Raw genomic sequence first — 25,546 nt, forward strand, 5'->3', positions numbered from 1 at the left:
GATTGCCACGGCCCGGCTAGTTTACTATCTTTACTATGTTAGGAGTGTTATGGATGTCGGGTTGACTTCCGATCAGCTGTCGCTGCGCGACACCGTGCGTGACATCCTGCGCACCGAAAGCCCCCCTGACGCGGCGAGGCAGGCGCTGACGGATCCGGAGCGCTGGCGCGCATTGTGGAAGACCGTAGTCGACCTCGGCTGGACGGAATTGGCCACACCCGGCACCGGTGACCACGGCCCCGTCGAGCTGGCCGTGGTGCTCGAGGAATGCGGCGCGGCGCTGGCCCCCATACCGTTGCTCAGCAGCGTCGGACTGGCGGCGGGTGCTTTGCATGCGGCCGGGCTCGATTCGGTACTCACCGATATCGCCGACGGCGCCGTCGCCACTCTGGCCGTGCATACCAAGGGATCTCGGCTCGCCGGGGCGCCGCTGACGTTGCGGCACGGGCGGGTCCGCGGCCGCGCGGTGGCGGTGCCCAACGTGTCCCGGGCCGAGCTGATCGTCGCGCTGGCCAAGTCCATCGACGGGTATGTCGCCGTCGTCGTGCGCGGTGGTGACGGTGTCACCGTCATTCCCGGCGAGTCCACCAACCCGGCCCACCCGGTGGCCGATATCGAGGTCGACGCCGCACCCTTGGCCTTTGCACCGGTCAACCTCGAATCGGCGTTGACGGCACCGCTGGTGGCGGCGGCCGCGGATCTGGTCGGTGTGGCCGGCGCCGTGCTGCGGCGCTCGGTCGACCACGCGAAGACGCGCCGCCAGTTCGGCACACCGATCGGGGCGTTCCAGGGCGTCAAACACGCGCTGGCGGACAACTACGTCGCCGTGGAGCGTGCCCGCAGCCTCACTTACGCGGCTGCCGGCCGCCTCGCCGACCCGGACACCGCGCCGGGTGACGACTGGATCGCGGCGGCGATGGCCAAGGCGGCGGCCGGTGACGCGGCCGTCGGGTGTGCCCGCACCGCGATCCAGGTGCACGGCGCGCTCGGACAAACCTGGGAGCATGACGCCCACCTCTATATGCGACACGCCTGGCAGGGGTCGGCCCTGTTGGGCGACAGCCGGGCGCTGTATCACGAGGTTGGCTGCCGGTTCGCTGGAGGCGCCGCATGACCAGCACCGCGTCGCGGTCCGGCGCGGTCGCCGAATTCTCCGCTTGGCTGACCGCGTTTCTGCCGCATGACTATTACGAGAATTACCGGCGCTACCGGTGGGACATCCCGTTGCGTCGCGACTATCAACGGGCCGCGTTCGAGGGCGGCTGGCTGCAGCCGACCTGGCCGCGCGACCACGGCGGGCGATCGCTGGGCCTGCGCGATGCGATGGAGATTCGCATCGAGGGGGCGCTCAGATCGGCACCCAAGCTGCCCAACATTCAGGGGCCCGGCGTCGCGGCACCCGGCATCCGGCAGTTCGGTACGCCCGCTCAGGTTCAGCGGCTGCTGGTGCCCTTGCTGCGTGGTGACGAATGGTGGGCACTGGGCATGTCCGAGCCGGAAGCCGGATCGGATTTCGCCGGCCTGCGCACCCGGGCCGAGCGACACGGCGATGTCTACCGCGTGAACGGCCACAAGATCTGGACCACGCAGGCGCACGAGTCGCGCTGGTGCACGCTGTACGCACGAACCGATCCGGATGCCCCGAAACACCGGGGCATCTCGTGCCTGATTCTCGATCTGCACTCCCCCGGCGTGCGCATCGAAACCATACGGATGTCGTCGATCTCCGACGAGACGTTCTGTGAGGTCTTCCTCGACGACGTCGAGATCCCGGTGCAGAATCTGCTCGGCCCGGAGAACGGCGGCTGGAACGTGGCGCTGGCGTCGCTGCACCATGAACGTCAGATGATCTGGATCATGAACTGGGTCGAGATCAAGCGTGGACTCGGCGCGGTACGTGACGCCAATCCCGAGGCCGTGGCTGGCCAGGACCTGTGCGTCGAACTCGGATCCCTGCTCGCCGATGCGGAGGCGCTGCGTGCCACCGGGTATCGCGCACTGGACAACGAACTGGCCGGCCGGCCCAGTCCCGAAGCCGACATCATGAAGCTGCTCGGATCGCTGACCCTGCAACGTGTTTGGGAATTGGCTGCTGCCGCACAGGGGCCCCGGTCGACCGTCGACGCGGACCTGTTGTTCGAACGTCAGGACGCGTTGGCCGCCACCATCTACGGCGGAACGTCGGAGGTGCAGCGCAACATCATCGCCGAGCGACTGCTCGGGCTGCCGAAGGGATGACGATGGATTACGACCTCGGCGACGACGCCGTCGAACTGCGACACCGGCTGCGGAGGCTGATCGCCACCCATGTGCCCCCCGATTTTCTCGGTGCCTGCACCGAGGACCCGCAAGACCTGGCCACCACCGAAACGTTCTGCAAGCTGCTGGCCGCCGAGGGGCTGCTGGCACTGGCCTGGCCGAAAGAGCATGGCGGCGGCGGCGGGTCGGTCTGGCAGCAGACGGTGCTGCGCGAGGAGATGTGGGCCCAGCACGAGCCGCGCGGCCCGCAATACATGGGGATCAACTGGGTCGGCCCGGCGTTGATGCGGTACGGCACCGCCGAGCAAAAGGCCAAGCACCTGGCCGCCATTGCCTCGGGTGATGTGATTTGGTGTCAAGGCTTTTCGGAGCCGGAGGCGGGGACCGACCTGGTGTCGCTGCGCACCCGGGCGGTGCCGGACGGGGACGGTTGGCGCATCACCGGGCAGAAGGTGTGGACGTCGTACGCCCAGATGGCGTCGTGGTGCGTGCTCGCGGCGTGCACCGATCCCGACGCGCCAAAGCACAAGCGGCTCACCCTCTTTCTGATCCCGATGGACCGGCCCGGCTTCACGGTGCGGCAGATTCCGTCCATGCTGGGGCCGCATCATCTCAACGAGATGTTCCTCGACGAGGTGCGGGCCTTCCCCGGTGACGTCCTCGGCGAGCCGGGCGACGGCTGGCGCGTCATGCGGGAAGCGCTCGCGTTCGAACGCGTCGGCATTGCCCGGTACGCGCGCTGCGAGTCCCTGCTGCATCGCTTGCGCAACGAGCTCGGCGACGGCTGGGACCGGCTGCCCGAATCGCTTCGGGCGCGCTGGGTCCGGGCCCTGGTCGACCTGCGGGTGGCGCGGCTGCTGGCCTATCGCGCCGTGTCGTTGCAGGACGATCCGGCCGCGGGCGCTGCGGCCAGCGCCGCGCGGATCGCCACCACCACCTGTGATCAGCAGGTCGCCGAGTTGCTGTTCGACGCGCTCGGGCCGACCGCGCTGGACAGTGGCACCACGGCCGCCCTGCATGGCGCGATCGAAGACCATTGGCGCTACGCACAGGCGGCCACCGTGGCGTCGGGCACCATCGAGGTGCAACGCATGCTGGTGGCCCGGGACGCGCTGGGAGAGCACCGGTGAAAACCGCACTGCCACAAGATGTCAGCGACTTCGCGGCGGTGGCCGCCAAGCGTTTCGATCGGCTCGGCGGGCCGCAGGCCGCGCTGCGCGCCGAGACCGACGACAGCGTCCGCGACGCCGCCCGTGCTGCGCTACGCGAGCTGGGCGCGTTCGACCTCGATGTGCGGTCCGGTCCCGACGATCTGCTGGCCGCGGCGGTGCTGTGCCAGGCCGCCGGCGCGAACGTGCTGCCCTACCCGCTGGTCGAGGAGCTGCTGGCCATCGACGGCGCCCGGCTGGCGCTGGTCGATCCCGGCGCGCCGCGCGTCGATCACGGCGATCTTGCCGGTGACTGGATCGCCGCCGACCTGGACGGCAACCGGTATCGGCTGCACAGGGCGTCGCGGACACCCGCCAAATTGGGGCCGTTCCTGGTGCCGGCCACGTTGAGCGCATCCGATGGGACGGTGCCGGGTGCCGACGTTAATCTTCATCTCGTGCTGGGATCATGGCGGATTCTGGGAGCGGTGCAGCGTTCGCTGCGCATCGTCACCGATCACGTCCAGGCCCGCATCCAATTCGGTAAGCCGTTGGCGGACTTCCAGGCCGTGCGCTTTGCCGTGGCGGATGCCTCGGTCGCGGTGCGCGGACTGCACGAACTCGCCAAGTACACCAGTTGCCGGCCGCAATCCCTGCCGCTGCGGGTGCATACCGCGGATGCGCTGGTCCTGCGGTTCAAGGCCGCCGACACCGCAAGGCAGGTGCTGCGCACGTCGCATCAGTTGCTGGGCGCGCTCGGTTTCTGCGACGAGTCCGACGTGAGCGTGCTGGATCGCCATACCCAGCCGTTGATCCGGTTGCCGCTGGGCGCGGAGGCGCTGGGACTGCGACTGATCGCCGACGTGCGCGACGGTTCCCTGGAAACCCTGTTCAGCGAGCGGGTATCCGCGTGAGTCGCACCGAGCCCCTGGCGTCGCAGGTCGCCAACCCGCTTCAAGACGGCATTCCGTTCGCAACCAAACTGCAGCAACTTGCCGAGGAGCAGGCCGACACGGCCGCCGTCACGGTCGTCGCGCTCGATGGGACCGCCCAGACGCTGACCTTCGGCGAACTCGACGCCCGCGCCAATCAGTGGGGACGGGCGCTGGCCGACCGCGGCACGGAGGTGGGTTCGCTTGTCGCCCTTGCCATCCCCAACTCCTTGCACCTGGTGTTGGCGACGTTGGGGTGCTGGAAAGTCGGTGCGGTGCCGATCCCGATGCACTGGGATCTGCCCGAGTGGGAGCGCGACCGGGTGCGCGGCGTGATCAACCCCGCCGTGGTCGTCGACGAAGCCAGCCGCTGGGAGCTGGACGCGCGCGCGGCCGCCGAATCCGACGGCGCGCTACCGGTCGCCGTGTCTCCCACCGCGAATGGTATTTGCAGTAGCGGGTCGACCGGCGTGCCCAAAGTGATTCTCAATCTCGCCCCGTCACTATGGATCCCGCAGCACGGCGAACCTTTCCTGGCGAATTGGACACCGGTGGCCAAGCCGCAGACCATCCTGGTGCCCGCGCCGATGTATCACACCAACGGCTTCGCCACCTTCCTGATGCTGCTCAGTGGTGATCATCTGGTGATACTCGAAAAGTTCGACGCCGCACTGTTTGTCGACACCGTAGAGCGGTTCCGGATCACGAACTTCACCGCCACGCCGACGATGCTGGCCCGCATCGCGGCCCTGCCCGACATCCGTCAGCGCGATCTGTCCAGCGTCGTATTCATCCTGCAGGGCGCCGCGGTGATGCCACCGTCGCTGCTGCACACCTGGTTCGAATTGCTCAGCCCCGAACAGATCGTGACGGCGTACGGCATGACCGAGAACCTCGGCCTCACCGCGCTGCGCGGTGACGAGTGGCTGGCTCATCCCGGCAGCGTCGGTCGCGGTTTCCGCGATACCGAGATCAAGATCCTCGACGCCGACAAGAACGAGTTGGGCCCCGGCGAGGACGGTGACGTCTATCTGCGCTCGATGATGAGTGCCGGCTATCGGTACCTGGGCGGCGCACCGCCGTTGCCGTCGACCGAGGACGGCTTCCGTTCCGCCGGCGACATCGGCCATCTCGACGAGGACGGCTTTCTCTACATCGTCGACCGCCGCGTCGACATGATCGTGACCGGCGGCGCCAATGTCTTTCCGGCGGAGGTGGAATCCGCTCTGGCCGACCACCCGGGGATCGCCGATGTGGTGGTCATCGGCCTGGCCGACGAGCGATGGGGACGACGCGTGCACGCCGTCGTGCAACCCGCCCGGCGCGACGGCGAAGCGCCGCCGACCGAGCAACAGGTGATCGAGTACGCCAAGACTCGGCTGGCGCCCTACAAGGCGCCCAAGACCGTCGAGTTCGTCGACGCGATCCCCCGCACCGCGGCAACCAAGGTCAATCGGTCGGCCCTGATCGCGGCTCGCGGCGGGTAACCGCCGCCGCTTCGACGTCCGGCCCGAACCGCCGCTCCCCAGCGAAGCGATACCCCGTACCCGTACAGTCTGGGCAGACGTTTCACCGTGCGCGGTGCAGCAAACGGCTGGATCGACTGCTTGGTAGCACCTTTGACATCTCGTCATGTCGAGGGGCCGCCTCGCGCGTTGCGCTCCTCGCGCATACCCCCCGGGGGTGCTAGCATCGAGTCGTTATGCGCCCGATCACTGCCCGCACGAACAAGTGGCTGCGCTACGCGACCGCGGTCGCGGCCCTTTTCTGGGCGCTGGGCGCCGCCGCCGGGTGTCACCTGCCGCACCTGGCAATGCCACTTTTGCATGCGCCGACCATGTCGGCAGCCGCGGCACACCATGCCGTCAGCGCGGCGGTCCAGCATCCCCCCATCGGCGGCCAGCAGTGCTCGCCGATGGATCTGGACTGCCAACACGTGGCGCAGTCATGCACGACAACCGATTTGGTAGCCCTTGCCGTTGCGGTCACGCTCATGGCGTTAGCCGCATCGTTGGCTTGGCCGGTGGTGTCGACACCCCGCGGCCCGCCGCGACGGGCCGGCTTCGTTCCACCTCGGCCGGGTCGGCTCATTTTGACCCGCCACTGCATCGCCCGAATCTGACCGGCCACCGCCGGGCCGCAGCGTTCACCGCCTGCGCCTGGCATCGGTGCCCACGTCCGCTGCCGCGCGCCCGCGCGGGAGATTCAGAAACGAGCATGTCAGATGAACGTTGTCGTATCCGAATATCGCAATACGTTGCCTGCCAACGTCTTTAACAATCCAACAATGGCGTCGCGGTCATGAGCGCGCTAAGACCGCACGCGCTGGTGATCGGAGCCGGGGTCAGCGGCCTTACCACGGCGTTGACGCTGGCCCGTGACGGTTGGCGAGTCACCGTCGCCGCCGATCAGTTCGACCGCGACACGGTGTCGACGGTCGCAGGTGCGGTGTGGGAGTGGCCCCCGTCGGTGTGCGGCCGCCACCACGGCCACACCGTCCTGGCTCGCTCGGCCGGGTGGGCCAGGGATTCCTACCCACGCTTTGCCCGGCTGGCCGCCGACCCCCGCACGGGTGTGAGCCTGCGACCCGCGATCTTCTACTTCCCGCGGCCGGTAGCGGAGGATCCTGCCGAGTCGGCAAAAATGGCCGAGGTCGAACAGTTCGTCCCCGGGTTCGTTCACGACGCTGAACTCATCGACGCCCACGGCATCAATCCCGGCGCCGGCATGGTCGACGCGTACTCATACCTGGCACCGACGATCGACACCGATCAGTACCTGGCCTGGTTGTACCGCCAGGCCGTGACGGCCGGCGTGAACCTGACCAGTCGCCGCATCCGCGGATCGCTTGCCGACCAAGAAAACGAGTTACGCACCGAGTACGCCGCCGACCTGATCGTCAACTGTTCCGGGCTGGGTGCGCGCGAGCTGGCGGGCGACTCGACGATGGAGCCGCACCGGGGCGCGCTGTTGCGAATGATCAACGACGGCAACGCGATGGCGCGGGTGACGGCCGTGCATGCCGTCGCGAACGACACCAGCACGGACAACCAGGACATGGTGTTCATCGTGCCCCGCGGCGCCGATCGGCTGTTGATAGGCGGCCTGGTCGAGCCGGACCAATACGACACCCGACTCGACCTGGGCAACTATCCGCCGCTGCGCGACATGCTCGAGCGCTGCGCCGAATTCCTGCCCATTCTCCGGGGAGCCCAGCTCGACCCGCACGACCCGGTCCGGGTCGGACTGCGACCGTTCCGCGACGGCGGGGTGCGGTTACAAGTCCAGCCCGGCACCCGGATCGTGCACAACTACGGCCATGGCGGTGCCGGTGTCACCTTGTCCTGGGGCTGCGCCCTCGAGGTGGCCGAGTTGGCCAACGTGCTGCTAGCCGGCCAAGGCGTCGCCTGAAAAAGGTTGGCGCGCAGTACAACCGGAACTTCATGTTTTCCTCGACCCAAACGACCTGAAAGTAGCAAGGACTCAAATCATGATGATGATGGCAATGCCCGCGCCCCAGTGGGTGACAGTCGTGGCCTGGATAGTAACCATCCTCGGTGGGATGGTTGCCGGCGTCATGCTCGCCGATATCTATCTGGGCGGTTATCGGCAACCGCTGAAGGCGATGGAGGCGGTCTGGCCGGTGACGGCGATCTACGCCGGTCCGGCCGCCTGGTGGGCCTACTACCGGTGGGGCCGGCCAGCCACCCTCCGCTGGCAAGAACACCACGGCCGGGCGCCCCAAATGGGCCGCGCCGCAACGGCTGCCGCGCAGACCCTGCCCGGTGGGGCGGTCTCATTCGTCGGCCACATGATCGCCATGCCGCTGGTGATGTGGACGGGATGGACGATCGGCGGTCAGGGGGTCTGGCCGATGATGCTGCTGATCGCGGCCTTTGCCCTACCGCTGCTGTCCGCCTTTGAGTATCACGCCCTCACATCGGCCGGGCAGATCGAGTCGGCGGGCCGCCGTTGGTGTGTGGCGTCGCGCATTTCGATTCTCGCGATTGCCGCATTCGACGTGGGCATGGGCGCCTCCATGCTGGTGGTGGCATTCGTGCTGCGGTATGCCCCCGACTCCATGGCGTTCTGGTTGGTCATGTGGGCCGGCATGTGGCTGGGTTTTGCGACCGCTTACCCGATGGTGCGGTGGCTGCTCCCGAAAGACACCACCGACTCCGCGGCGCCGGCGGCCGGCGCCGCGCGTCCGCAGGTGCAAACGGCCCGGTAACCGAGGCAGCGAACGGCCCGGCTCGCGCGGTAACCTCATTCTCAAGCGCACCTGCGCGACGGAAGGGGACCTATCGCCCATGACCGCCCCGAGTGATGGAGCCGAAGTCACGCGCGGCGACCGCTTCATCAAGACGGCCGTGGAGATCCTGCGCGAGACGGGCCGCACGGACTTCACCGTGCAGGAGGTCGTCGCCCGGTCCAAGACCTCGCTGCGGGCCTTTTACCAGCATTTCAGCACCAAGGACGAGCTGTTGCTGGCGCTGTTCGACCGGACCATCGCCCAGTCGGTGGCGACCTGGCGGGCCGAGACCGAGGGGCTGGACAGCACCGCCGCGCTCAAGCTGCTGATCGACCGCGTCAGTCAACAACCCGAGTCCAGCACCCAGGACAGCCTGAACCGGGCGCTGGGCCTCTACAACCACCACCTGGCGGAGACGCGTCCGCGCGAATACGCCCGGGTGTTGTCCCCGCTGCATCGCTTGATCCGCGACATCGTCGGGCAAGGCATCACCGAGGGGGTGTTCAATCCCGCGCTCGACGTCGAGTCCTCGGCGGCGATCGCCATGCAGACGATGGTGGGGGCACAGCGATTGCATTGGCTGGGCGCCGAATTGAACGGAACGCCGGTGGACGCCGGGCAACTGTATGAGTTCCTCACCCGCGCGCTGGGGATCCGGGACGCCGACGACGAGACCGCCCCGCCCTCGCTGGCCGCGCTGTTCGGCGCCATCGGTCTGCGAACCGGTTCTCGCGACGGCGAATTCGCGATGACACTGCCCGTGAGTCCGCATGTGGTGAACACCTCCGGCGCACTGCAAGGCGGGCTGATCGCCACGCTGGTCGACGTCGCGGGCGGGCAGTTCGGGCTGGATTATCTGCCGCCCGGCACCACCATGACGACGGCCGACCTGTTCGTCCGGTACCTGCGCCCGATCCGGCAGGGTTCGGCCGTGGCCGTCCCGCGGATGTTGCGGGCCGGCCGACGGTCGATGGTCATGCAGATCGACATCTATGCCGACGGCGACGACAAGGTCGCCGCAACTGCGACAGTCAATTTCGCCATCATCAACGGCGCGACGCCGAAGGGAATGCGCGACGGCGGCTAGCCCCGGTACGGGGTATTGCGCAGCAGTGGTAACGTCATTACCACGTATCGAGAATTCAGTCTGCAAGGAGATCGCCATGCCGTCTCGCGAGCTTCCGTTTCCGGTGTTCGACGCCGACAACCACATGTACGAACCGCAGGAGGCGCTGACCAAGTTCCTGCCCGAAAACCGAAAGCATGTCATCGATTACGTGCAGGTGCGCGGCCGCACCAAGATCGTGGTCCGCGGCCACATCAGCGACTACATCCCCAACCCGACGTTCGAGGTGGTGGCGCGTCCGGGCGCCCAGGAGGACTACTTCCGCAACGGCTCGCAGGGCAAGAGCTACCGCGAGATCCTCGGCGAGCCGATGAAGGCTATCCCGGCCTTCCGCGAACCGGGCGCGCGCCTCGAGGTGATGGACGACCTCGGTATCGATTACGCGCTGATGTTCCCGACGCTGGCCAGCTTGGTCGAGGAACGCATGAAGGACGACCCGGAGATGACCCACGACGTCATCCACGCGCTCAACCAGTGGATGTACGAACAGTGGTCGTTCAACTACCAAGACCGCATCTTCGCCACCCCGGTTATCACCCTGCCGATCGTCGACCGCGCGCTCGAAGAGCTGCAGTGGTGCCTGGAGCGCGGCGCCCGCACGGTGCTGGTCCGCCCCGCCCCGGTGCCCGGCTACCGCGGCAGCCGCTCGTTCGGACTGGAAGAGTTCGACCCGTTCTGGCAGGCCTGTGTGGCCGCCGAGATCCCGGTCTCGATGCACGCCTCCGACAGCGGCTACTCCGAGCTGCTCAACATCTGGGAGCCCGGCGACGAGTTCCTGCCGTTCAAGCCGACCGCCTTCCGCAGCCTGGCCATGGGGCACCGGCCGGTCGAGGACGCCTTCGGCGCGTTGATCTGTCACGGCGCGCTGACCCGCAACCCCGATCTGCGGATCCTGTCGATCGAGAACGGCGCCGACTGGGTACCGCACTTGTTCAAGGGGCTCAAGGGCGTCTACAAGAAAATGCCGCAGTCCTTCGCCGAGGATCCGATCGAGACATTCAAGCGGTGCGTCTATGTCAGCCCGTTCTGGGAAGATCGGTTCACCGAGATCGTCAACATGGTCGGCACCGACCGGGTCGTCTTCGGATCCGACTGGCCGCATCCCGAGGGTCTGAAGGACCCGATCAGCTTCGTCGACGAGTTGACCGACTTCAGCGACGAGGACAAGGCCAAGATCATGGGCGGCAACCTGATGAAGCTCATGAAGGTGTCTGAGCCGGTTTCGAAGCCGGCCAAAAAGCCCGTCTCCGCCTGACTCGGGTATAGACGGGGCGTTCGGCGGTGCTATAGAAAAGAAGCTCCCCTCCGAAAAGGCCCCGCCGACGCGGCCGGTTAGGAGCAGACGATGAACCCGGCTGCGGCCGCATCATCAGTGACCAGGGTGACGCTGAGCGCCCGACTGGTGTCCGAACTCGGCGACCCGCACAGCACGTTGCGGGCGGTGACCCAGCGCAGTGACGGGGTGGTGATCGTCCGGGCGGGCGGCGAGGTCGACGGCGCCAACGAGCACACCTGGCGGCGGCTGGTCGAGGAGGCTGCCGCGGTCGCGACGCCACCGGGACCGTTCGTCGTCGACCTCAACGGCCTCGATTTCGTGGGATGCGGCGCGTTCGCCGTCCTGGCGGCCGAGTCGGAGCGCTGCCGGGCGCGCGGCGTCGCGGTGCGGCTGGTGAGCTGCGATCCCAGCGTCGCCCGGGTGATTCAAGCGTGCAATCTGGGCGGCGTATTGCCGCTACATCCGACCGTGGAAACCGCGCTGGCCACGGCCGGGCGCGGCGATAGGCCCGAGCCGGGCCGCCCGGCCGCGCCCCCGTTGCCAAACTGATGCACTGACCCCTTCGACCCGTTGCTAATCTAATTACTTGCGTGTGTCCAATAGGCCGCGCTTTGCTAGATTTTCAATTCGGTCCAAAGGAAAGCCCGCGGGAGGCTCCGTAGGAGGGACGGCCAGATGGTGGCCGAAAAGGACTGGGACAAGATTGTCGGTACGGCCGACGACGTTCGCCGTATTTTCGAGAATGTCCCCGCGATGTTGCTCGGACTCGAAGGTCCCGAGCATCGCTTCATCGCGGCGAATGCGGCCTACCGTTCCCTCAATCCGGGATTCAGCCCGGTTGGCAAGCTGGTGCGCGAGGTCTATCCCGAGCTAGCGGGCCAGCAGATCTTCCAGATGCTCGACCGGGTTTATCGGACCGGCCATTCCCAGACCGGGACCGAGTGGCGGCTACAGGCCGACTTCGCCGGCTCGGGCATCGAAGAAAAATACTTCGACTTCCTCGTCACGCCCCGGCGCGGCCCCGACGGTGCGATCGAGGGTGTGCAGGTCCTCTTCGACGACGTCACCGAACGGGTGCGGTCGCGCACGGCCGCCGAGGCGCGCATCGAGGAATTGTCCGAGCGCTACCGCAACGTGCGCGATTCGGCCATCGTCATGCAGCAGGCTTTGCTGGCCGCGACCGTGCCCGTTGTTCCCGGCGCGGACATCGCCGCGGAGTACCTGGTCGCCGCGCAGGACACCGCGGCCGGTGGTGACTGGTTTGACGCGATTCCGCTGGAGAATCGGCTGGTGCTCGTCGTGGGCGACGTCGTCGGGCACGGCGTCGAGGCCGCAGCGGTGATGTCGCAACTGCGTACCGCGCTGCGGATGCAGATCCTGGGCGGCCACACCATCACCGAGGCACTCGCCGCGCTGGACCGATTTCACGAGCATGTCCCCGGCTCGAGGTCCGCCACCTTGTGCGTCGGTTCGCTCGACCACACCACGGGCGAATTCGAGTACTGCACGGCCGGTCACCCGCCGCCGCTGGTGGTGACCGCGGGCGCCGCCGCCCACTACGTCGAACCGTCCGGCGCCGGGCCGCTGGGCAGCCACGTCGGGTTTCCGGTGCGCAGCGAACTGCTCGACATCGGCGACTCGATCTTGTTCTACTCCGATGGCCTGATCGAACGCCCGGGCCGCCCGCTGGGCGCCAGCACCGCCGAATTTGCCGACCTGGCCGCCAATATCGCCGGCGGCGCCAGCGGTTTCGTAATGGACACTCCCACGCGGACGATCGACCGACTGTGCTCGGAGACCCTCGAATTGTTGCTCCGCTCAACCGGTTACAGCGACGACGTCACACTGCTCGCGGCGCAACGGCGCACTCCCCCGCAACCGCTGCACCTGACGCTGGACGCGACGATCCACGCCGCGCGCGTCGTGCGGGGCCGGCTTCGCGAGTGGCTCTCCGAGGTCGGTGCCGACGCCGACGACATCTCCGACATCGTGCACGCGATTTCGGAGTTCGTCGAGAACGCGGTCGAACATGGTTACGGCACCGAGGTTTCCGACGGTGTCGCGGTCAACGCGTCGCTGTCCGGCGATGGCTGCCTGCATGCGGCGGTGATCGACCGCGGGAAATGGAAGGATCATCGTGAGGGTGAACAGGGCCGCGGGCGTGGACTTGCGATGGCCGAGGCGCTGGTGTCGGAGGCACTCATCACCCGCAGCGACGGCGGGACGACGGCCAGCGTGACCCATCGTCTGTCGCGGTCGGCGAACTTCGTGACCGATACCGTCGTCGGTCGCGGCGGTTCCCAACGACCCGCCGATCACGAGTTCACTTCGGTGGTCCAAGCGCCCGGACACATCGTGGTCAGCGGGGACGTCGACTCCACCACCGCATCGATCCTGGACCGTCAGATCGCGGTTGAAAGTCGTTCGGGCATAGCACCTTTGACTGTCGACCTGGGTGCGGTCACCCATTTAGGCTCGGCGGGCGTCAGCGCACTGGCCGCCGCACGGGACCGAGCCGTCCGGCAGGGCGGCAGCTGCGTGCTGATCGCGCCACCGGGCAGCCCCGCCCACCACATTTTGTCGATGGTGCAAATCCCCGTCGCCAGCGGGGACAGCGAGAACGTCTTCGCCGAGGACTGACGTTCAGCGGGTCTTGCCGTGCCGCACCTGGTTGAACGGCACGCCGCGGTCGGCGGCGTATTCGCGCGGAAAGCCCAGCACCCGTTCACCGATCACGTTGCGCGCCATTTCCGTGGTGCCGCCCCCGATGGCGACGGTCTGCCTGGCCAGATAACGCAGGCCGGTCTGCAGCCCCTCGCCGATCTCGCCGACCACACCGGCTGCACCGGCGACGGCCGTCGCGATGTCGATCTCGGTCGTCACGGTCTCGGAGTGGAACAGCCGGATGAGCGTCCCGGCGGCGGGCGGTAGCGTCGCGTCTCGCACACTGCGGTAGACGTGGTCGATCAGCTGATCGGCCACCGCCCGGTGCACCAATGCCCGGCCCGCCATCTCTTGTGCGCGTTCGCTGTCCGCCTGACCGGTCGCGTTCAACAGCGCCACGTAGTCGACGGGAGTCGCGTTGCCGCCCTCATTGCCGCTGCCACTGGCGAACTCCGAACCCTGCCCCACCGCCCGGCGTTCGTGATACAGCTGACGCGACGCGACCGCCCAGCCGCCGTTGACATCCCCGACGACGGCGTCATCACCGACGTCCACGCCGTCGAGGAACTCCTCGCAGAATTCGGTCGACCCGCTGAGCATCGTGATGTGGCGCAACGTGATTCCCGGGTGGTTGATGGGGACCAGGAACATCGTCAGGCCCTCGTGCTTGGGCACATCCCAATCGGTGCGCGCCAAGCACAGGCCGTAGTCGGCGGCGAAGGCGCTGGTGCTCCAGGTCTTGGCGCCGTTGATCACCCAGCGGTCGCCGCGGCGTTCGGCACGGGTGATCACCCCGGCCAGATCCGACCCGCCGCTGGGTTCGCTCAACAGCTGCACCAGTACCTCTTCGCCGCGCAGCGCCGCGCCGATGTGTTGCTTCTTCTGCTCTTCGCTGCCGGTGTCGAGCAACGTGGCGCAGCAGATGGTAAAGGTCGGGATGTTGAGGATCAGCGGCATCTCGTAGCGCAACGATTCCTCGTCGAACGCCTTCTGATACGCATAATCCAGGCCCAGGCCACCGTATTCGCGGGGAAAGCAGATCCCGGCGAATCCGCCTTCGTACAACCGCTTTTGCAGCTCGCGGGCCCGCTTCCACGCGTCCGCATCGTCCCGGGGTGCAGGCGGCGGAGAGTCGGGGTCGATCGGCGGCATGTTGTCGGCCAACCAGGCCCGGGCGCGGGCGGCGAATGCGGCGACGGATTCCGGCGGTTGACCCGTCATTTCGCGTACCGCCCGGCGTTCTCGGCCGCGTACACCCGCAGGTTGTGTTCCTCCGGGGTGCCGAACAGGGACCGGTACAAGGTGACTCGGCGCAGATACAGGTGCAGGTCGTGCTCCCAGGTGACACCGATACCGCCGTGCATCTGCACGCAGCACTGCACGATGCGCCCGGCCATCTCCCCGACGTAGGACTTGGCGATGCTGGCCGACAAGCCCGCCCCCGGCGCGCGGGCAGCGACGTCGGCGACCGCGGCGGCCGTGGTGGCACGGCAAGCCTCCAGCCACAGTTTCATGTCGGCGAAGTTGTGCTTGAGCGCTTGATACGACGCCAGCGGGCGACCGAACGTGTGCCGGTCCAGCGCCCACTGCACGGTGAAGTCGAACACCGTCTGCAGCACGCCAACCACCTCGGCGCATTGCAACACCTGTGCGATCTGACTCTGCCGGTCGATCAACGCGGCCGTCTCGGCGGCGCTGCCGACGGCGGCCGACGCGTCCACGACGACCCCGTCAAAGCGCACCCGCGCGTACTGCTTGACCAGATCGACCGACTGCTGGGGCTCTACCCGAACGCCCGCCGCGTCCGTCGGTACCAGGAACTGGCGAACCTCGTCACCGCATCGCGCCACCACCAGCAGCAGGGCACTCTGAGCGCCGGCTTCGACGCGGTCCTTGACGCCGTCCAGCTGGTAGCCACCGGCGGCCCCGCGGGCCTCGAAGTCGGCCCGGGTGGCGGTCACCGTGGGCTGCAGCGGCGCCCAGCCGCGCCCGGGTTCGCAGACCGCCCAGGATGCCACCACTGCTCCGGAGATCAACGACTCGATCGCGGCCGCATGTGCTTGGGCGTCAGCGCATTCGGCCAGCGCGGTGAGCACAACGCTGACCGGGTAGAGCGGCCCGGGCGCCACGGTCTTGCCGAGTTGTTCGGCCACCATGGCCAAATCCGTGACGCCGTTGCCCGAGACGCTGCCGCCGCCCAGCTCCTCCGGAACGAGCAACGCCGTCCAGCCGAGTTGGGCGGCGCGCCGCCACCAGGTCGGATCGAAGGAACGCCCCGCCGCGTGCAGTTCCCGGACGCGGGCCAGCGGCGCTTCCTTCTGCAGGAAGGCCGCGGTGGTCGAGGCGAACAGCGCGAGTTCTGGCGAATCGGCCGCGGTCAGGGTCACCACCCGATGCTAGCAACGGTCGATACCGTAAGTACTACCGGAGTTAGGTCGGTAACGCGGTCGAACCGTTACATCGCGAACACGCGGCGCACCGACTGCGCGTGCAGGGCCCGGTTTTCTTGCGACACAGCCCAATCCGGCACCACCGCGTCGAAGCCGTTGAATGTCGCTGCGATGACGTGCAATTCGGTGTGAACGAAAGCATGCAACAGCCGGTTGGCGTAGTCGATCGCCTCGTCGCGGCACGGATCGATCTCGGAGCAACTGATGAAGGTCGGTGGCAGCCCCTCCAGGTTCGCCCGGTGGGCCGGCACGTGCTGACCGCTGGCGCTGTCGTTGCCCAGGTAGTGCCCCCACGCGCGGCTCACCGCGGGACCGTTGAGTCCGGGGGTGCGCTGGAACTCGCGTCGCGACGGCGTGGTGTCGCTGTCGAGCATCGGCTGATGCAGGATCTGCATCAGGATCGGCGGGCCCTCGTTGTCGAACATGCGCTGAGCCAGGCCCGCGACGAGGGCGGCACCGGCGTCTCGACCCATCACCGCGATTCGGCTCGGATCCAGTTCGAGCTCGACGCTATTGCGGATGGCGTAGTAGAAGCCCGCTTCGACGTCGTCGAGCGCCGCCGGGCACGGGTGTTCGGGCGCCAACCGGTAGTCCACCGACACCACCAGGCAGGCGCCGTCGCGGGCCAGCTCCACACACTGCGCATGATCGGTGTCCAGGTTGCCGGTGACGAAGCCGCCGCCGTGGGCGTACAGCAGCAACGGCGCCCCGGCGTCACCGTCGATGCGACCCCGATACAAACGGAGGTTCAGCTGACGGTTGCCGGGCCCGGCGATCGACCGCGATTCGATGGTGACGCCCGCGGTATCGGCTGCGGCGGCACGCTCGGCCGCCAACCGGTCGGCGTGTTCGCGCTCGGCGGGCAATGTCTCCGCGCGGAATTCGACGACGCCGAGCTCGCTCGCGGCGTCGCGCAGCACCGGGTCGATGCGGTTGATCCCTTGTGGACGGGTCAGATCCGTTTGTGTCATACCCTCTCAGCTTCCGGGGTTGGGTCGGGCGCGTCATCCGGTCCCGGCGGATCCCGCCGGAGACCTTTTCCAAGGTAAACCCGGGCGACTCAGCTCTCGCCGGCGCCGGCTGCCGACCGCTCACCGGGCAGCGCCGTGACGGTCGCCGGGAGGCCGTACAGGGCCGTTGCGTTGCCGCGCATGATCCGCTCCCGCTGGTCGGCGGGGAACCTGTTGATCGCGTAGGCCGGCGAGTCATAGCTCCAGTGCGGGTAGTCCGTCGAGAACATGAGGTTGTCACCCAGGTCCATCATCTGCAGATATTCGCGGAACTCTACGGTGTCGACGTCTTCTAGGGGTTGCGTGGTGAAGCGGACGTGCTCGCGCACGTACTCCGACGGACGGCGCCGCACCTGCGGCAAGTCGCCCCGGCGGGCCTGCCAGATCCGATCCATCCGCGACATCACCGGCATGGTCCAGGTGAATCCGCCCTCCACGAAGACCACCCGCAGATCGGGATGCCGATCGAAGGCGCCGTCGAACACCAGGCTCATCAGGTGCGAGACATACAGCAACGGCCAGGACGCAAAGAAGTCATGCCAGTGCGCCGGGTTGCCGACCGGATAGAGCGGCACCAACTCGAAGGGCGTCTGCCCCATCAGATGGGTGGCCACCGGGAGCCCGTGGCGGGATGCGGCTGCGTAGAGCGGGTCGAAATGTGGGTGGCCGAACGGGATTCCGCGCGTTTGCGGTGTCATCAGCACCTGGGCCAGGTAGGGATGTCCCGCCCAGCGCTCCACCTCGCGCGCCGCCAGCTCCGGCGTCTGCGCGCTGACGCTGATCGATCCGCGCCAGCGGCCGTGCTTGTTGTGCTTGTCCAGCCATACATCGGCCAGCCAGTCGTTGTAGGTCGACTTCAGCACGTGTTCGGCGTCGGGCAGCTGCGCGTCACACATCGGCTCCAGCGTCGCGATGCTCACGCCCGCGTCGAGCAGCAGTTGCTTGGCGGCATAGTCCGGGTCGGTGCCGGCGAGTCCACCGCCGGGCGGGGCGGCATCCAGGCGCAGCGACATGGTCTTGTAGGAATCCGGCGTGTCATAGAAGTGTGGCACCGGCGTGACGGCGTTGCCGGTCGGCCAGATCTTGTCCACCCAGTCCGGCGGCGCGTAGGACTTGAGCACGTCGGCCGAGACGGGCATCGGATGGACGTCGGTGTCGACGATGCTGACCGCGACCTGGTCGTCCTGAGCGGCCGCGGTATCGGCGGTGGTATCGATGCGGGCCACGCTGGTCATCCGACACGCTCCTCGAGTCCGTACAGCTCGCTGGCGTTTCGCCACAAGACCTGTGCACGCTGGTCGGCGTCGAGACCCTGGGCCATCGCCTCGGGCGAGGACGTCGACCAATGCGGGTAGCTCGACCCGTACATCACCAGGGCAGTCTTGCCGCTGAACTCCATCCAGCGCTGAGCCGAGGCCGCGTCGACCGGGCCGTCGAAGGCCGACGAGCAGAACCGGACATGGCCGGGCAGGTACTCGCTGGGATACCGGTCGACCCAGGGCGTCTGGTCGCGCATGGACAACCAGAACGTGTCCAGCCGCCACATCAACGGCGTGAGGATGTCATAGCCGCCGTCGGCGAACACGAACTTCAGGTCGGGCAGCCGGCCGAACACGCCCTCGATGATCAGCGTGGCCAGATGCACGAAGTAATTGAGCGGCATGAACGCCGCGTACCCGGGGTAGGTGTGGGCGTGCCCGGCGAAGGTGGGCGGATGGTCGACGCCGTTGCCGCCGTTGATGTGCACCGCCACCGGCAGCCCGTGAGCGGCCGCCGCCTCCCAGATCGGCTCGAACATCGGCTTGCCGTAGGGCTCGCGTGACTGCATCGGGACGCCGACCTGCACCAGTTTGGGATGCCCGGCCAGCCGCTCGATCTCGGCTACCGCGCCCCTGGGATCTTCGGGGTTGACGCGAATGGTGCCGAGAAACCGGTCCGCGTACCGGTCGGTGGTGTCGGGCTCGAGCCAGCGGTCCAGCAGCCAGTCGTTGACCGCGGCACAGATGCGGCTGTTGAGCAGGTAGTCGGCGATGTTGCCGCGAGTCAGCGGGTTGAGGATGGCGAAGCTGATGCCCAGCTCGTCGAACAGGTGGCCGCCGACCGTCTCCGGGTCGGAGCCGGGGTAAGCCGGGCCGTACAGGTCTTGCCGATAATCGCCTCCCGGCGCCTGGTACCACTGCTGCTCCACGTCGGGGATCGCCCGCAGTCGATGCGCGGCCGGCAAGTAGCGCCGGATCTCGGCGTTGTAACGGAAATGCGGTTGCACGTTGGCATCGATGACGGGTTCGTTCATGCGGTCAGGTACACCTCCCCGTCGCTGACGTCGACGCGGTAGGTGCGCACGCGGCGCTGCGGGTCCGCGACGTTGCGACCGGTCGTGATGTCGAATTCCCAATTATGCCAAGGGCATCGGACGATTTGACCGTCGCGCACCCGACGCACACCGCCGGGAGAGTCCGGCGACGGTTCGGTGGTACCGCCGAGCAGGCCCAGACACAGCGGAGCACCCTCGTGCGAGCAGTAATTTACGATCGCGTACAGCTCGCCGCGCAGGTTGTACACGCCGACGCCGAACTTACCGACGTCGACCAGTTTCATCGCGCCGGGCGGAAGCTCGTCGAGAGCGCACACGAAACGCCGCTGAGGCACCAGGGCATCACCGCCTCGCCGACATATCCGGGACCTGTCCGGTCAATACTGAGCCTCTTACGGTAACCACCACAAGCCATTGGGCTTCGTTGCTATCTATACTATGATAGCGATATTCCGCAGGAGCTGGCCTGCGTCAAAGGGTCAACGGGTTGCCCCAGGAGGAGCGCCGATGCCGATACGCAGCGACCGGACCGATGTACCGGCCCCGCCGGTCACACTCGATTTCACGGGGGAAACCAGCCCGTACCCGTTCTTCGAATACATGCGGCGCACCGACCCGGTCTGGCACGGAGCGCTCGGCGATCACTCGCAGATGCCGGAGGAGCTGCGGCCGAACGACGAGTGGGCGCTGTTCGGTTATGACGAGGTATTCCAGGCTTTCCGCGACGACCGGATCTTCACTTCGGCCGGCTACGACAAGACGATCGGGTTGGTCATGGGCCACACCATCTTGGCGATGGGCGGCAAGGAACATCACGACCACCGCAGCCTGGTGGCCAAGGCATTTCGGGCCACGGCGCTGGAACGCTGGGAGCCCGCCGTCATCGGGCCGGTGTGCGATCAGCTGATCAACGAAATCAAGGACGACGGTCAGGCCGACTTGGTCAAGGCGTTGACGTTCGAGTTCCCGACCCGGATCATCTCGGTGCTGCTCGGTTTGCCGCCGGAGGATCTCGACATGTTCCGGCGGCTGTCGCTCGACCTCATCTCGATCCCCACCGACATCGTCGCGGGGCTCAATGCCGCCGCGGATTTGCACGGGTACTTCCTGCAGCAGGTCGAGCAGCGGCGCCGCAAGCGCACCGACGACATCATCGGCGATCTGGTGGCCGCCGAGATCGACGGCGAGAAGCTCGGCGATGACGCCATCATCGCGTTCCTACGGTTGCTGTTGCCCGCCGGCCTGGAGACGACTTACCGCTCGTCGGGAAACCTGTTGTACCTCTTGCTGACTCACCCCGACCAGCTGGAGATGGTCCGGCAAGACCGCGCGTTGATCCCCGCCGCCATCGAAGAGGGCCTGCGGGTGGAGACGCCGCTGACCATGGTGATGCGCACCACCACTGAGGAAGTCGAACTCGGCGGCAAGGTGATCCCCGCCGACGCCCAGATCGACATGTGCATCGGGTCGGCCAACCGCGACGAAAGTCGTTGGCCCGACTCGAATCGCTTCGACATCCACCGGCCGCGCAACACCCACATCGCATTCGCCGGCGGCATCCACATGTGCCTTGGCATGCATCTGGCCCGGCTGGAAACCCGGGTGATGCTCAACAGCCTGCTCGACCGCGTAAAAAACCTGGAGCTGGTGGCCGACGACGGCACCGGCGAGGAGTCTCGCATCATCGGGCTCACGTTCCGCTCGCCCAACAAGCTTCCCGTCACCTTCAGCCCGGCCGCATGAGAAGCCGGGGGGCCATCCTGCACGATGTCGGCGGGCCCTGGGCCGTCGAGGAATTCGAGCTGGACGCACCGAAGGCCGGCGAGGTGCTGGTGGAGATGGCCGCCGCGGGAATGTGCCATTCCGACGACCACATCCTCTCCGGCGACATGTCCGCGCCCAACGAGACCCTGCGCGCGCTGGGGCTGCCCACCATGTTCCCGATGATCGGCGGCCACGAGGGTTCCGGCGTGGTGCGCGAAGTAGGCGACGGTGTAACGGAATTCGCTCCCGGCGACCATGTCGTGACGTCGTTCGTTGCGGTGTGTGGACAGTGTCGCTGGTGCGCGAGCGGTCAGGAATACATCTGCGACATGGGTGCCGGCGTGCTGACGCCCGGCATGCCGACCGACGGCACCTACCGGCATCACACCGCCGACGGCAAACCCCTGGGCCATTTAGCCAAGGTGGGCGCGTTCGCCAATCACACGGTGGTGTCGACGGATTCACTGGTGAAGATCGAGCCACACCTTCCGTTGGCGCCCAGCGCGCTGCTTTCCTGCGCCATACCCACGGGTTTCGGCTCGGTGGCCAACAGGTCCAACATGCGACCGGGCGACACCGTCGTGGTGGTAGGTGTCGGCGGCATCGGCACGGGCGCGATCCAGGCCGCCCGCATCGGCGGCGCCGCCTACATCGTGGCGGTGGATCCGGTGGATTTCAAACAGAAGTCGGCCCTGCAGTTCGGTGCCACTCACACCGCCGCGAGCGCCGTCGAGGCGCTGGACATGGTGCGCGACCTGACCTACGGGGTGATGGCCGACGCCGTCGTGGTGTCGCCGTCGCTGATCACCGCCGCGGACGTGCGCGACGCCGTCCGGCTCACCCGCAAGGGCGGGACCTGCGTGCTCACCGGCATGACCTCGCAGTTGACCGACTCGGTCAAGATTGATTTGCAGGACTTCATCCTGTCGAACAAATCGCTCGCCGGCACCGTATTCGGCTCGTGCAACCCGAAGTCCGACATCTTCCGGCTGGCCCGGCTGTACCACACTGGTCAGCTGCTGCTCGACGAGATGATCACCCGGCGTTACCGTCTCGACGACATCAACGAGGCGTACGACGATCTGCGCAACGGCAAAATCGTCCGGGGCATCATCGACTTCGGGATCGCCTGACTAGCCGACCCTTGCCAGGGTGCCATCCCACAGCGCGCGGGCGAGGCCGGGATCGGCGGCCAACCGGCTGGGCTTGGCGATGGTGCGTTTGACGTGATGCTCGCCGGGGACCCGATCACCGCCGCGGCTGAGGCGGCGCGCCGCGGCCGCGCCGATACCGTCACTGGCGCCGGTGATGACAATCGTCCTGCACGTCATTGCGTAGCCATTGGGTAGTCCTGTACCGCGAGGGTAACGAGCGGGAGGTAGCCGGGTCAGATCAGCGAGTAGCGCACCGGCAGGTGTTTGAGGCCGCCGACGAACGTGGTCGCGACCAACTCCGGATCACCGGTCAGCTCAATCGATTTGAGCCGGGGCAACAGCTCGGAGAAGAAGCTGTTGACCTCCATTCGGGCCAGGGCCGCGCCCATGCAGAAGTGCACTCCGTAGCCGAAGGCCAGGTGCTTGTTGGGGTCACGGCCGACGTCGAAACAGAACGGGTTGGCAAAGACGTCCTCGTCGCGGTTGGCCGAAACATAGGACAGCAGAACGGAATCCCCCGCCGCGATCGGCACCCCCCGCACGCTGGTGTCCTGGTTGGCGGTCCGCATGAACTCCTTGACCGGGGTGACCCAGCGGATCATCTCCTCGGTGGCCAACGGCATCAGGTCGGGATTGTCACGCAGGCGCCTATGTTGGTCGGGGTTCTCGATGAGTGCCCGCAGGCCACCGGAAATCGTCGCGCTGGTGGTGTCGTGCCCCGCGGTAGCCACGATCAGGTAGTACGACACGGTGTCGATATCCGACAGCGGTTCACCGTCTACGCGAGCGTTGGCAATCGCCGAGGCGAGATCCTCGGTCGGGTGCGCGCGGCGCGCCTCGGTGACGCCGTTGAAGTAACCGAACATGTCCAGCAGCGCAGGGATCTGATCCTCGTTCGTGGTGCCGCGCTTGAATTCGGAGTCGTCACTGCCGAACAGTTCCTGGGTGAGTTTGAGCATGCGGGGAAAGTCGGCTTCCGGGATGCCCAGCAACGACATGATCACGTACAGCGGGTAATTCACCGCCACCTGTTGCACGAAGTCGCATTCGGGGCCGACCGCCAGCATCTTGTCGACGTAGCTCTTGGCGAGCTCGTCGACACGCACTTGCAAGGCGCGCATCGCCTTCGGGCGAAACCAGTCCGCACCGATGGCGCGCACCACCCGATGTTGCGGGTCGTCCAGGTGGATCAGCGTACGAACACCGGCGGCAGCCTGCAGCTCGTCGCCCTCGGCGGTGGTGAGCACCGGGCGGGGCCAGTTGGTGAAGAGCATGTTCTGCCGCTCGATGTCCATGATGTCGGCGTGTTTGGTGATCGCCCAGAACGGCTGGTAGCCCGGCACCTCGACCCAGGACACCGGCGCGGCGGCGCGCAGATGAGTCAGCGCGGCGTGTAACCGGGTCTCGTCGGTGTAGGCCAACGGGTCGGCCAGCACTCGACCGGCGTCATCCATCGTCGTCGTGCTCACTGGCGAAACTCCTTCCCGGCATCGTCACCTCGTTCAGACAGCGCCGCGACACCGTCGGGTGGCCCAAATGACCGTCGGCGACCTCGCCGCACATCTCGGTCATCACCTCGCCCCGCGACCCATGCGGGTAACTTTACAGTAAGCAATCCAGTATGTGACCCTGCACATCGCGCGGCGATCGCAAGCGCATCGGTGGCGCGCCCGCTGGCATCCGTGAGGTAGGACTGACGCATGACGAAAGCCCAGGATTGGGACGGGACGCTCGACGACCTCGAACGTCGCCGTCAGCACGCGTGGGGAATGGGCGGGCCCGAGCGGCTCGACAAGCACCGGGCCAAGGGCAAGCTCGACGCGCGCGCCCGCATCGAGCACCTGCTCGACCCCGGCACCTTTCGCGAAATCGGCACCCTGGTGGGCGGCGACGTCGCGGCCGACGCGCTGATCGTCGGGTCCGGGTCGATCAATGGTTCCCCGGTGATGCTGGGCGCCGAGGACTTCACCACCATGGCCGGCAGCATCGGCCCCGGCGGCAACTCCAAGCGCTACCGGATCGCCGAGCTGGCGCTGCGCGACAAAATTCCGCTGGTGATGCTGCTCGAGGGCGCGGGGTTTCGGCCGACCGGCGGGCATTACGGACGCACCCCCACCGACCTGCTCGCCCAGGCGCAGTGCTCGGGCCGGGTACCGACGGTTGCCGCGGTGCTCGGCCCGTCGGCCGGGCACGGTGCGCTGGTGGCCCCGGTGTGCGACTTTCGCATCATGAGCCGACAGGGCGCGATCTTCACCGCCGGCCCGCCCGTCGTCAAAGAGTCCACCGGAGAAGAGATTTCGAAGGAGGATCTCGGCGGCCCCGACGTCGCGCTGCCCAGCGGAGTAATCCACAACGTGGCCGAGGACGACGAGGCCGTCCTTGCCGACATCCGGCGCTACCTGTCCTACTTTCCGCCCAGCGCCTGGTCGTACCCGCCGGCGCTGCCCGCGGACCAGGACAGTCGACCGCGGCCTACGCCGGAACTGCTCGACATCGTCTCGCGCGACAACCGCCGTGTCTACGACATGCGCGCGGTGCTCGACGTGGTCTTCGATCGCCCCGATTGGTTCGAGGTGCAGCCACGGCTGGGCACCGCGATCATCTGCGCCTTGGCCCATCTCGGTGGCCATCCCGTCGCGGTCGTCGCCAATCAGCCACAGGTGCTTGCCGGTTCGATCGACGCCGCGGCGGCGGACAAGGCCGCGCATTTCATCATGGTGGCGGACTCCTTCCACCTGCCGATCGTCTTTCTCGCCGACAATCCCGGCATGCTGCCGGGCAGCCGGTCCGAACGCAGCGGCGTCCTGCGGGCCGGTGCGCGGATGTTCGCCGCCCAGACGGCGGCGACCACGTTGAAGCTGCACGTGACGCTGCGTAAGGCGTACGGGTTCGGCTCAATGGTGATGTCGCTGTTGGGTTTCGACCACCAGGTAGCGACGTTCGCCTATCCGGGAGCGACGATGGGGGCGATGAGCGCCGCCGCGTTGAGCCGGGCGTCGCACGCCGGGGAGGATCTGGCCGAGAAACTGCGCAACGCCGAGTTGCAGGCGTCCTACCGGTCGGCCGAAGGTATGGGATTCGACGAGCTCATCGATCCCCGCGAGACGCGGGATGCGTTGCTGGCGGCCCTGCTGCGCGGGTTGTCCAGCCGTCAGGCCGCCGCCGCGCCGGTGACGCGCACCGTGATCATGCCCTGA

22 protein-coding genes and 2 pseudogenes are annotated in these 25,546 nt (G+C 67.3%); 15 read left to right on the plus strand and 9 right to left on the minus strand.

Annotated elements, in window-relative coordinates:
* The first annotated feature begins 49 nt into the window (after positions 1–49).
* From AWC25_RS15040 to AWC25_RS15095, 12 genes are all read left to right on the plus strand, one after another.
* The gene (locus AWC25_RS15040; RefSeq protein WP_085167027.1) at positions 50–1,114 is read left to right on the plus strand and encodes an acyl-CoA dehydrogenase family protein; all 1,065 of its coding nucleotides are present in this window, start codon (positions 50–52) and stop codon (positions 1,112–1,114) included.
* Positions 1,111–2,238: an acyl-CoA dehydrogenase family protein gene (locus tag AWC25_RS15045; protein ID WP_069398807.1), complete on the plus strand. Its 1,128-nt coding sequence runs from the start codon at positions 1,111–1,113 to the stop codon at positions 2,236–2,238. The genes AWC25_RS15040 and AWC25_RS15045 overlap by 4 nt, the downstream gene beginning before the upstream one ends.
* A 2-nt stretch (positions 2,239–2,240) precedes the next feature.
* Positions 2,241–3,389: an acyl-CoA dehydrogenase family protein gene (locus AWC25_RS15050; protein WP_069398806.1), complete on the plus strand. Its 1,149-nt coding sequence runs from the start codon at positions 2,241–2,243 to the stop codon at positions 3,387–3,389.
* A complete protein-coding gene (locus AWC25_RS15055) occupies positions 3,386–4,321 on the plus strand; it encodes an acyl-CoA dehydrogenase family protein (protein WP_069398805.1) in 936 nt (311 codons plus the stop codon). The genes AWC25_RS15050 and AWC25_RS15055 overlap by 4 nt, the downstream gene beginning before the upstream one ends.
* Complete coding sequence (locus AWC25_RS15060) at positions 4,318–5,826, plus strand: class I adenylate-forming enzyme family protein (RefSeq protein ID WP_069398804.1); 1,509 nt, start codon at positions 4,318–4,320, stop codon at positions 5,824–5,826. Before AWC25_RS15055 ends, AWC25_RS15060 begins: the two co-directional genes overlap by 4 nt.
* 215 nt (positions 5,827–6,041) lie before the next feature.
* On the plus strand, positions 6,042–6,461 hold the full coding sequence (gene lpqS / locus AWC25_RS15065; RefSeq protein WP_069398803.1) for a putative copper homeostasis (lipo)protein LpqS: 420 nt from the start codon (positions 6,042–6,044) through the stop codon (positions 6,459–6,461).
* 179 nt (positions 6,462–6,640) lie between these two features.
* Positions 6,641–7,750 (plus strand): FAD-dependent oxidoreductase, encoded by a 1,110-nt coding sequence (locus AWC25_RS15070; protein ID WP_069398802.1) that lies wholly within the window; start codon positions 6,641–6,643, stop codon positions 7,748–7,750.
* Between the two features lie 79 nt (positions 7,751–7,829).
* Entirely contained in the window at positions 7,830–8,570 is a 741-nt protein-coding gene (locus AWC25_RS15075) for a DUF4396 domain-containing protein (protein WP_232326893.1), read from the plus strand.
* A 79-nt stretch (positions 8,571–8,649) separates the two neighbouring features.
* A complete protein-coding gene (locus tag AWC25_RS15080; protein ID WP_069398801.1) occupies positions 8,650–9,678 on the plus strand; it encodes a hotdog fold thioesterase in 1,029 nt (342 codons plus the stop codon).
* A gap of 76 nt (positions 9,679–9,754) precedes the next feature.
* Positions 9,755–10,972, plus strand: a complete 1,218-nt coding sequence (locus AWC25_RS15085; RefSeq protein ID WP_069398800.1) for an amidohydrolase family protein — start codon at positions 9,755–9,757, stop codon at positions 10,970–10,972.
* A gap of 90 nt (positions 10,973–11,062) precedes the next feature.
* Positions 11,063–11,542 carry an anti-sigma factor antagonist gene (locus AWC25_RS15090; protein WP_085167028.1) on the plus strand — a complete coding sequence of 160 codons (480 nt, stop codon included), beginning with the start codon at positions 11,063–11,065 and terminating at the stop codon, positions 11,540–11,542.
* Positions 11,543–11,668: 126 nt separating this feature from the next.
* The gene (locus tag AWC25_RS15095; RefSeq protein WP_085167029.1) at positions 11,669–13,633 is read left to right on the plus strand and encodes a SpoIIE family protein phosphatase; all 1,965 of its coding nucleotides are present in this window, start codon (positions 11,669–11,671) and stop codon (positions 13,631–13,633) included.
* A 3-nt stretch (positions 13,634–13,636) separates the two neighbouring features.
* On the opposite strand, the gene AWC25_RS15100 is transcribed toward AWC25_RS15095, so the two are convergent.
* The 6 genes from AWC25_RS15100 to AWC25_RS15125 form a co-directional block, all read right to left on the minus strand.
* Positions 13,637–14,878 (minus strand): acyl-CoA dehydrogenase family protein, encoded by a 1,242-nt coding sequence (locus AWC25_RS15100; RefSeq protein WP_085167030.1) that lies wholly within the window; start codon positions 14,876–14,878, stop codon positions 13,637–13,639.
* On the minus strand, positions 14,875–16,038 hold the full coding sequence (locus tag AWC25_RS15105) for an acyl-CoA dehydrogenase family protein (RefSeq protein ID WP_069398882.1): 1,164 nt from the start codon (positions 16,036–16,038) through the stop codon (positions 14,875–14,877). Before AWC25_RS15105 ends, AWC25_RS15100 begins: the two co-directional genes overlap by 4 nt.
* 74 nt (positions 16,039–16,112) lie before the next feature.
* Positions 16,113–17,078: an alpha/beta hydrolase gene (locus tag AWC25_RS15110; RefSeq protein ID WP_069398796.1), complete on the minus strand. Its 966-nt coding sequence runs from the start codon at positions 17,076–17,078 to the stop codon at positions 16,113–16,115.
* Positions 17,079–17,167: 89 nt separating this feature from the next.
* Positions 17,168–18,352, minus strand: a complete 1,185-nt coding sequence (locus AWC25_RS15115) for an amidohydrolase family protein (RefSeq protein WP_069398795.1) — start codon at positions 18,350–18,352, stop codon at positions 17,168–17,170.
* Positions 18,349–19,410, minus strand: coding sequence for an amidohydrolase family protein (locus AWC25_RS15120; RefSeq protein ID WP_069398794.1), 1,062 nt, complete (start codon positions 19,408–19,410; stop codon positions 18,349–18,351). The genes AWC25_RS15115 and AWC25_RS15120 overlap by 4 nt, the downstream gene beginning before the upstream one ends.
* Positions 19,407–19,766, minus strand: coding sequence for a Rieske (2Fe-2S) protein (locus tag AWC25_RS15125; protein ID WP_084229134.1), 360 nt, complete (start codon positions 19,764–19,766; stop codon positions 19,407–19,409). Before AWC25_RS15125 ends, AWC25_RS15120 begins: the two co-directional genes overlap by 4 nt.
* A 172-nt stretch (positions 19,767–19,938) precedes the next feature.
* On the opposite strand from AWC25_RS15125, the gene AWC25_RS15130 reads away from it, so the two are divergent.
* Both AWC25_RS15130 and AWC25_RS15135 read left to right on the plus strand, forming a co-directional pair.
* A complete protein-coding gene (locus tag AWC25_RS15130) occupies positions 19,939–21,174 on the plus strand; it encodes a cytochrome P450 (protein WP_085167031.1) in 1,236 nt (411 codons plus the stop codon).
* Positions 21,171–22,328, plus strand: a complete 1,158-nt coding sequence (locus AWC25_RS15135; protein ID WP_069398791.1) for a Zn-dependent alcohol dehydrogenase — start codon at positions 21,171–21,173, stop codon at positions 22,326–22,328. The genes AWC25_RS15130 and AWC25_RS15135 overlap by 4 nt, the downstream gene beginning before the upstream one ends.
* Positions 22,329–22,379: 51 nt before the next feature.
* Here AWC25_RS15135 and AWC25_RS27845 read toward each other — a convergent pair.
* The 3 genes and pseudogenes from AWC25_RS27845 to AWC25_RS27440 form a co-directional block, all read right to left on the minus strand.
* Positions 22,380–22,526 (minus strand): annotated as a pseudogene (locus AWC25_RS27845) (SDR family NAD(P)-dependent oxidoreductase); the annotation flags it as partial.
* A gap of 56 nt (positions 22,527–22,582) precedes the next feature.
* Positions 22,583–23,803, minus strand: a complete 1,221-nt coding sequence (locus AWC25_RS15145; RefSeq protein ID WP_069398789.1) for a cytochrome P450 — start codon at positions 23,801–23,803, stop codon at positions 22,583–22,585.
* 31 nt (positions 23,804–23,834) lie between these two features.
* A pseudogene (locus AWC25_RS27440) lies at positions 23,835–23,930 on the minus strand (hypothetical protein); the annotation flags it as partial.
* A 119-nt stretch (positions 23,931–24,049) separates the two neighbouring features.
* On the opposite strand from AWC25_RS27440, the gene AWC25_RS15150 reads away from it, so the two are divergent.
* Positions 24,050–25,546 carry an acyl-CoA carboxylase subunit beta gene (locus tag AWC25_RS15150; RefSeq protein ID WP_069398788.1) on the plus strand — a complete coding sequence of 499 codons (1,497 nt, stop codon included), beginning with the start codon at positions 24,050–24,052 and terminating at the stop codon, positions 25,544–25,546.

The sequence above is a fragment of the Mycobacterium sherrisii genome (assembly GCF_002102355.1).
Lineage (GTDB): Bacteria > Actinomycetota > Actinomycetes > Mycobacteriales > Mycobacteriaceae > Mycobacterium > Mycobacterium sherrisii.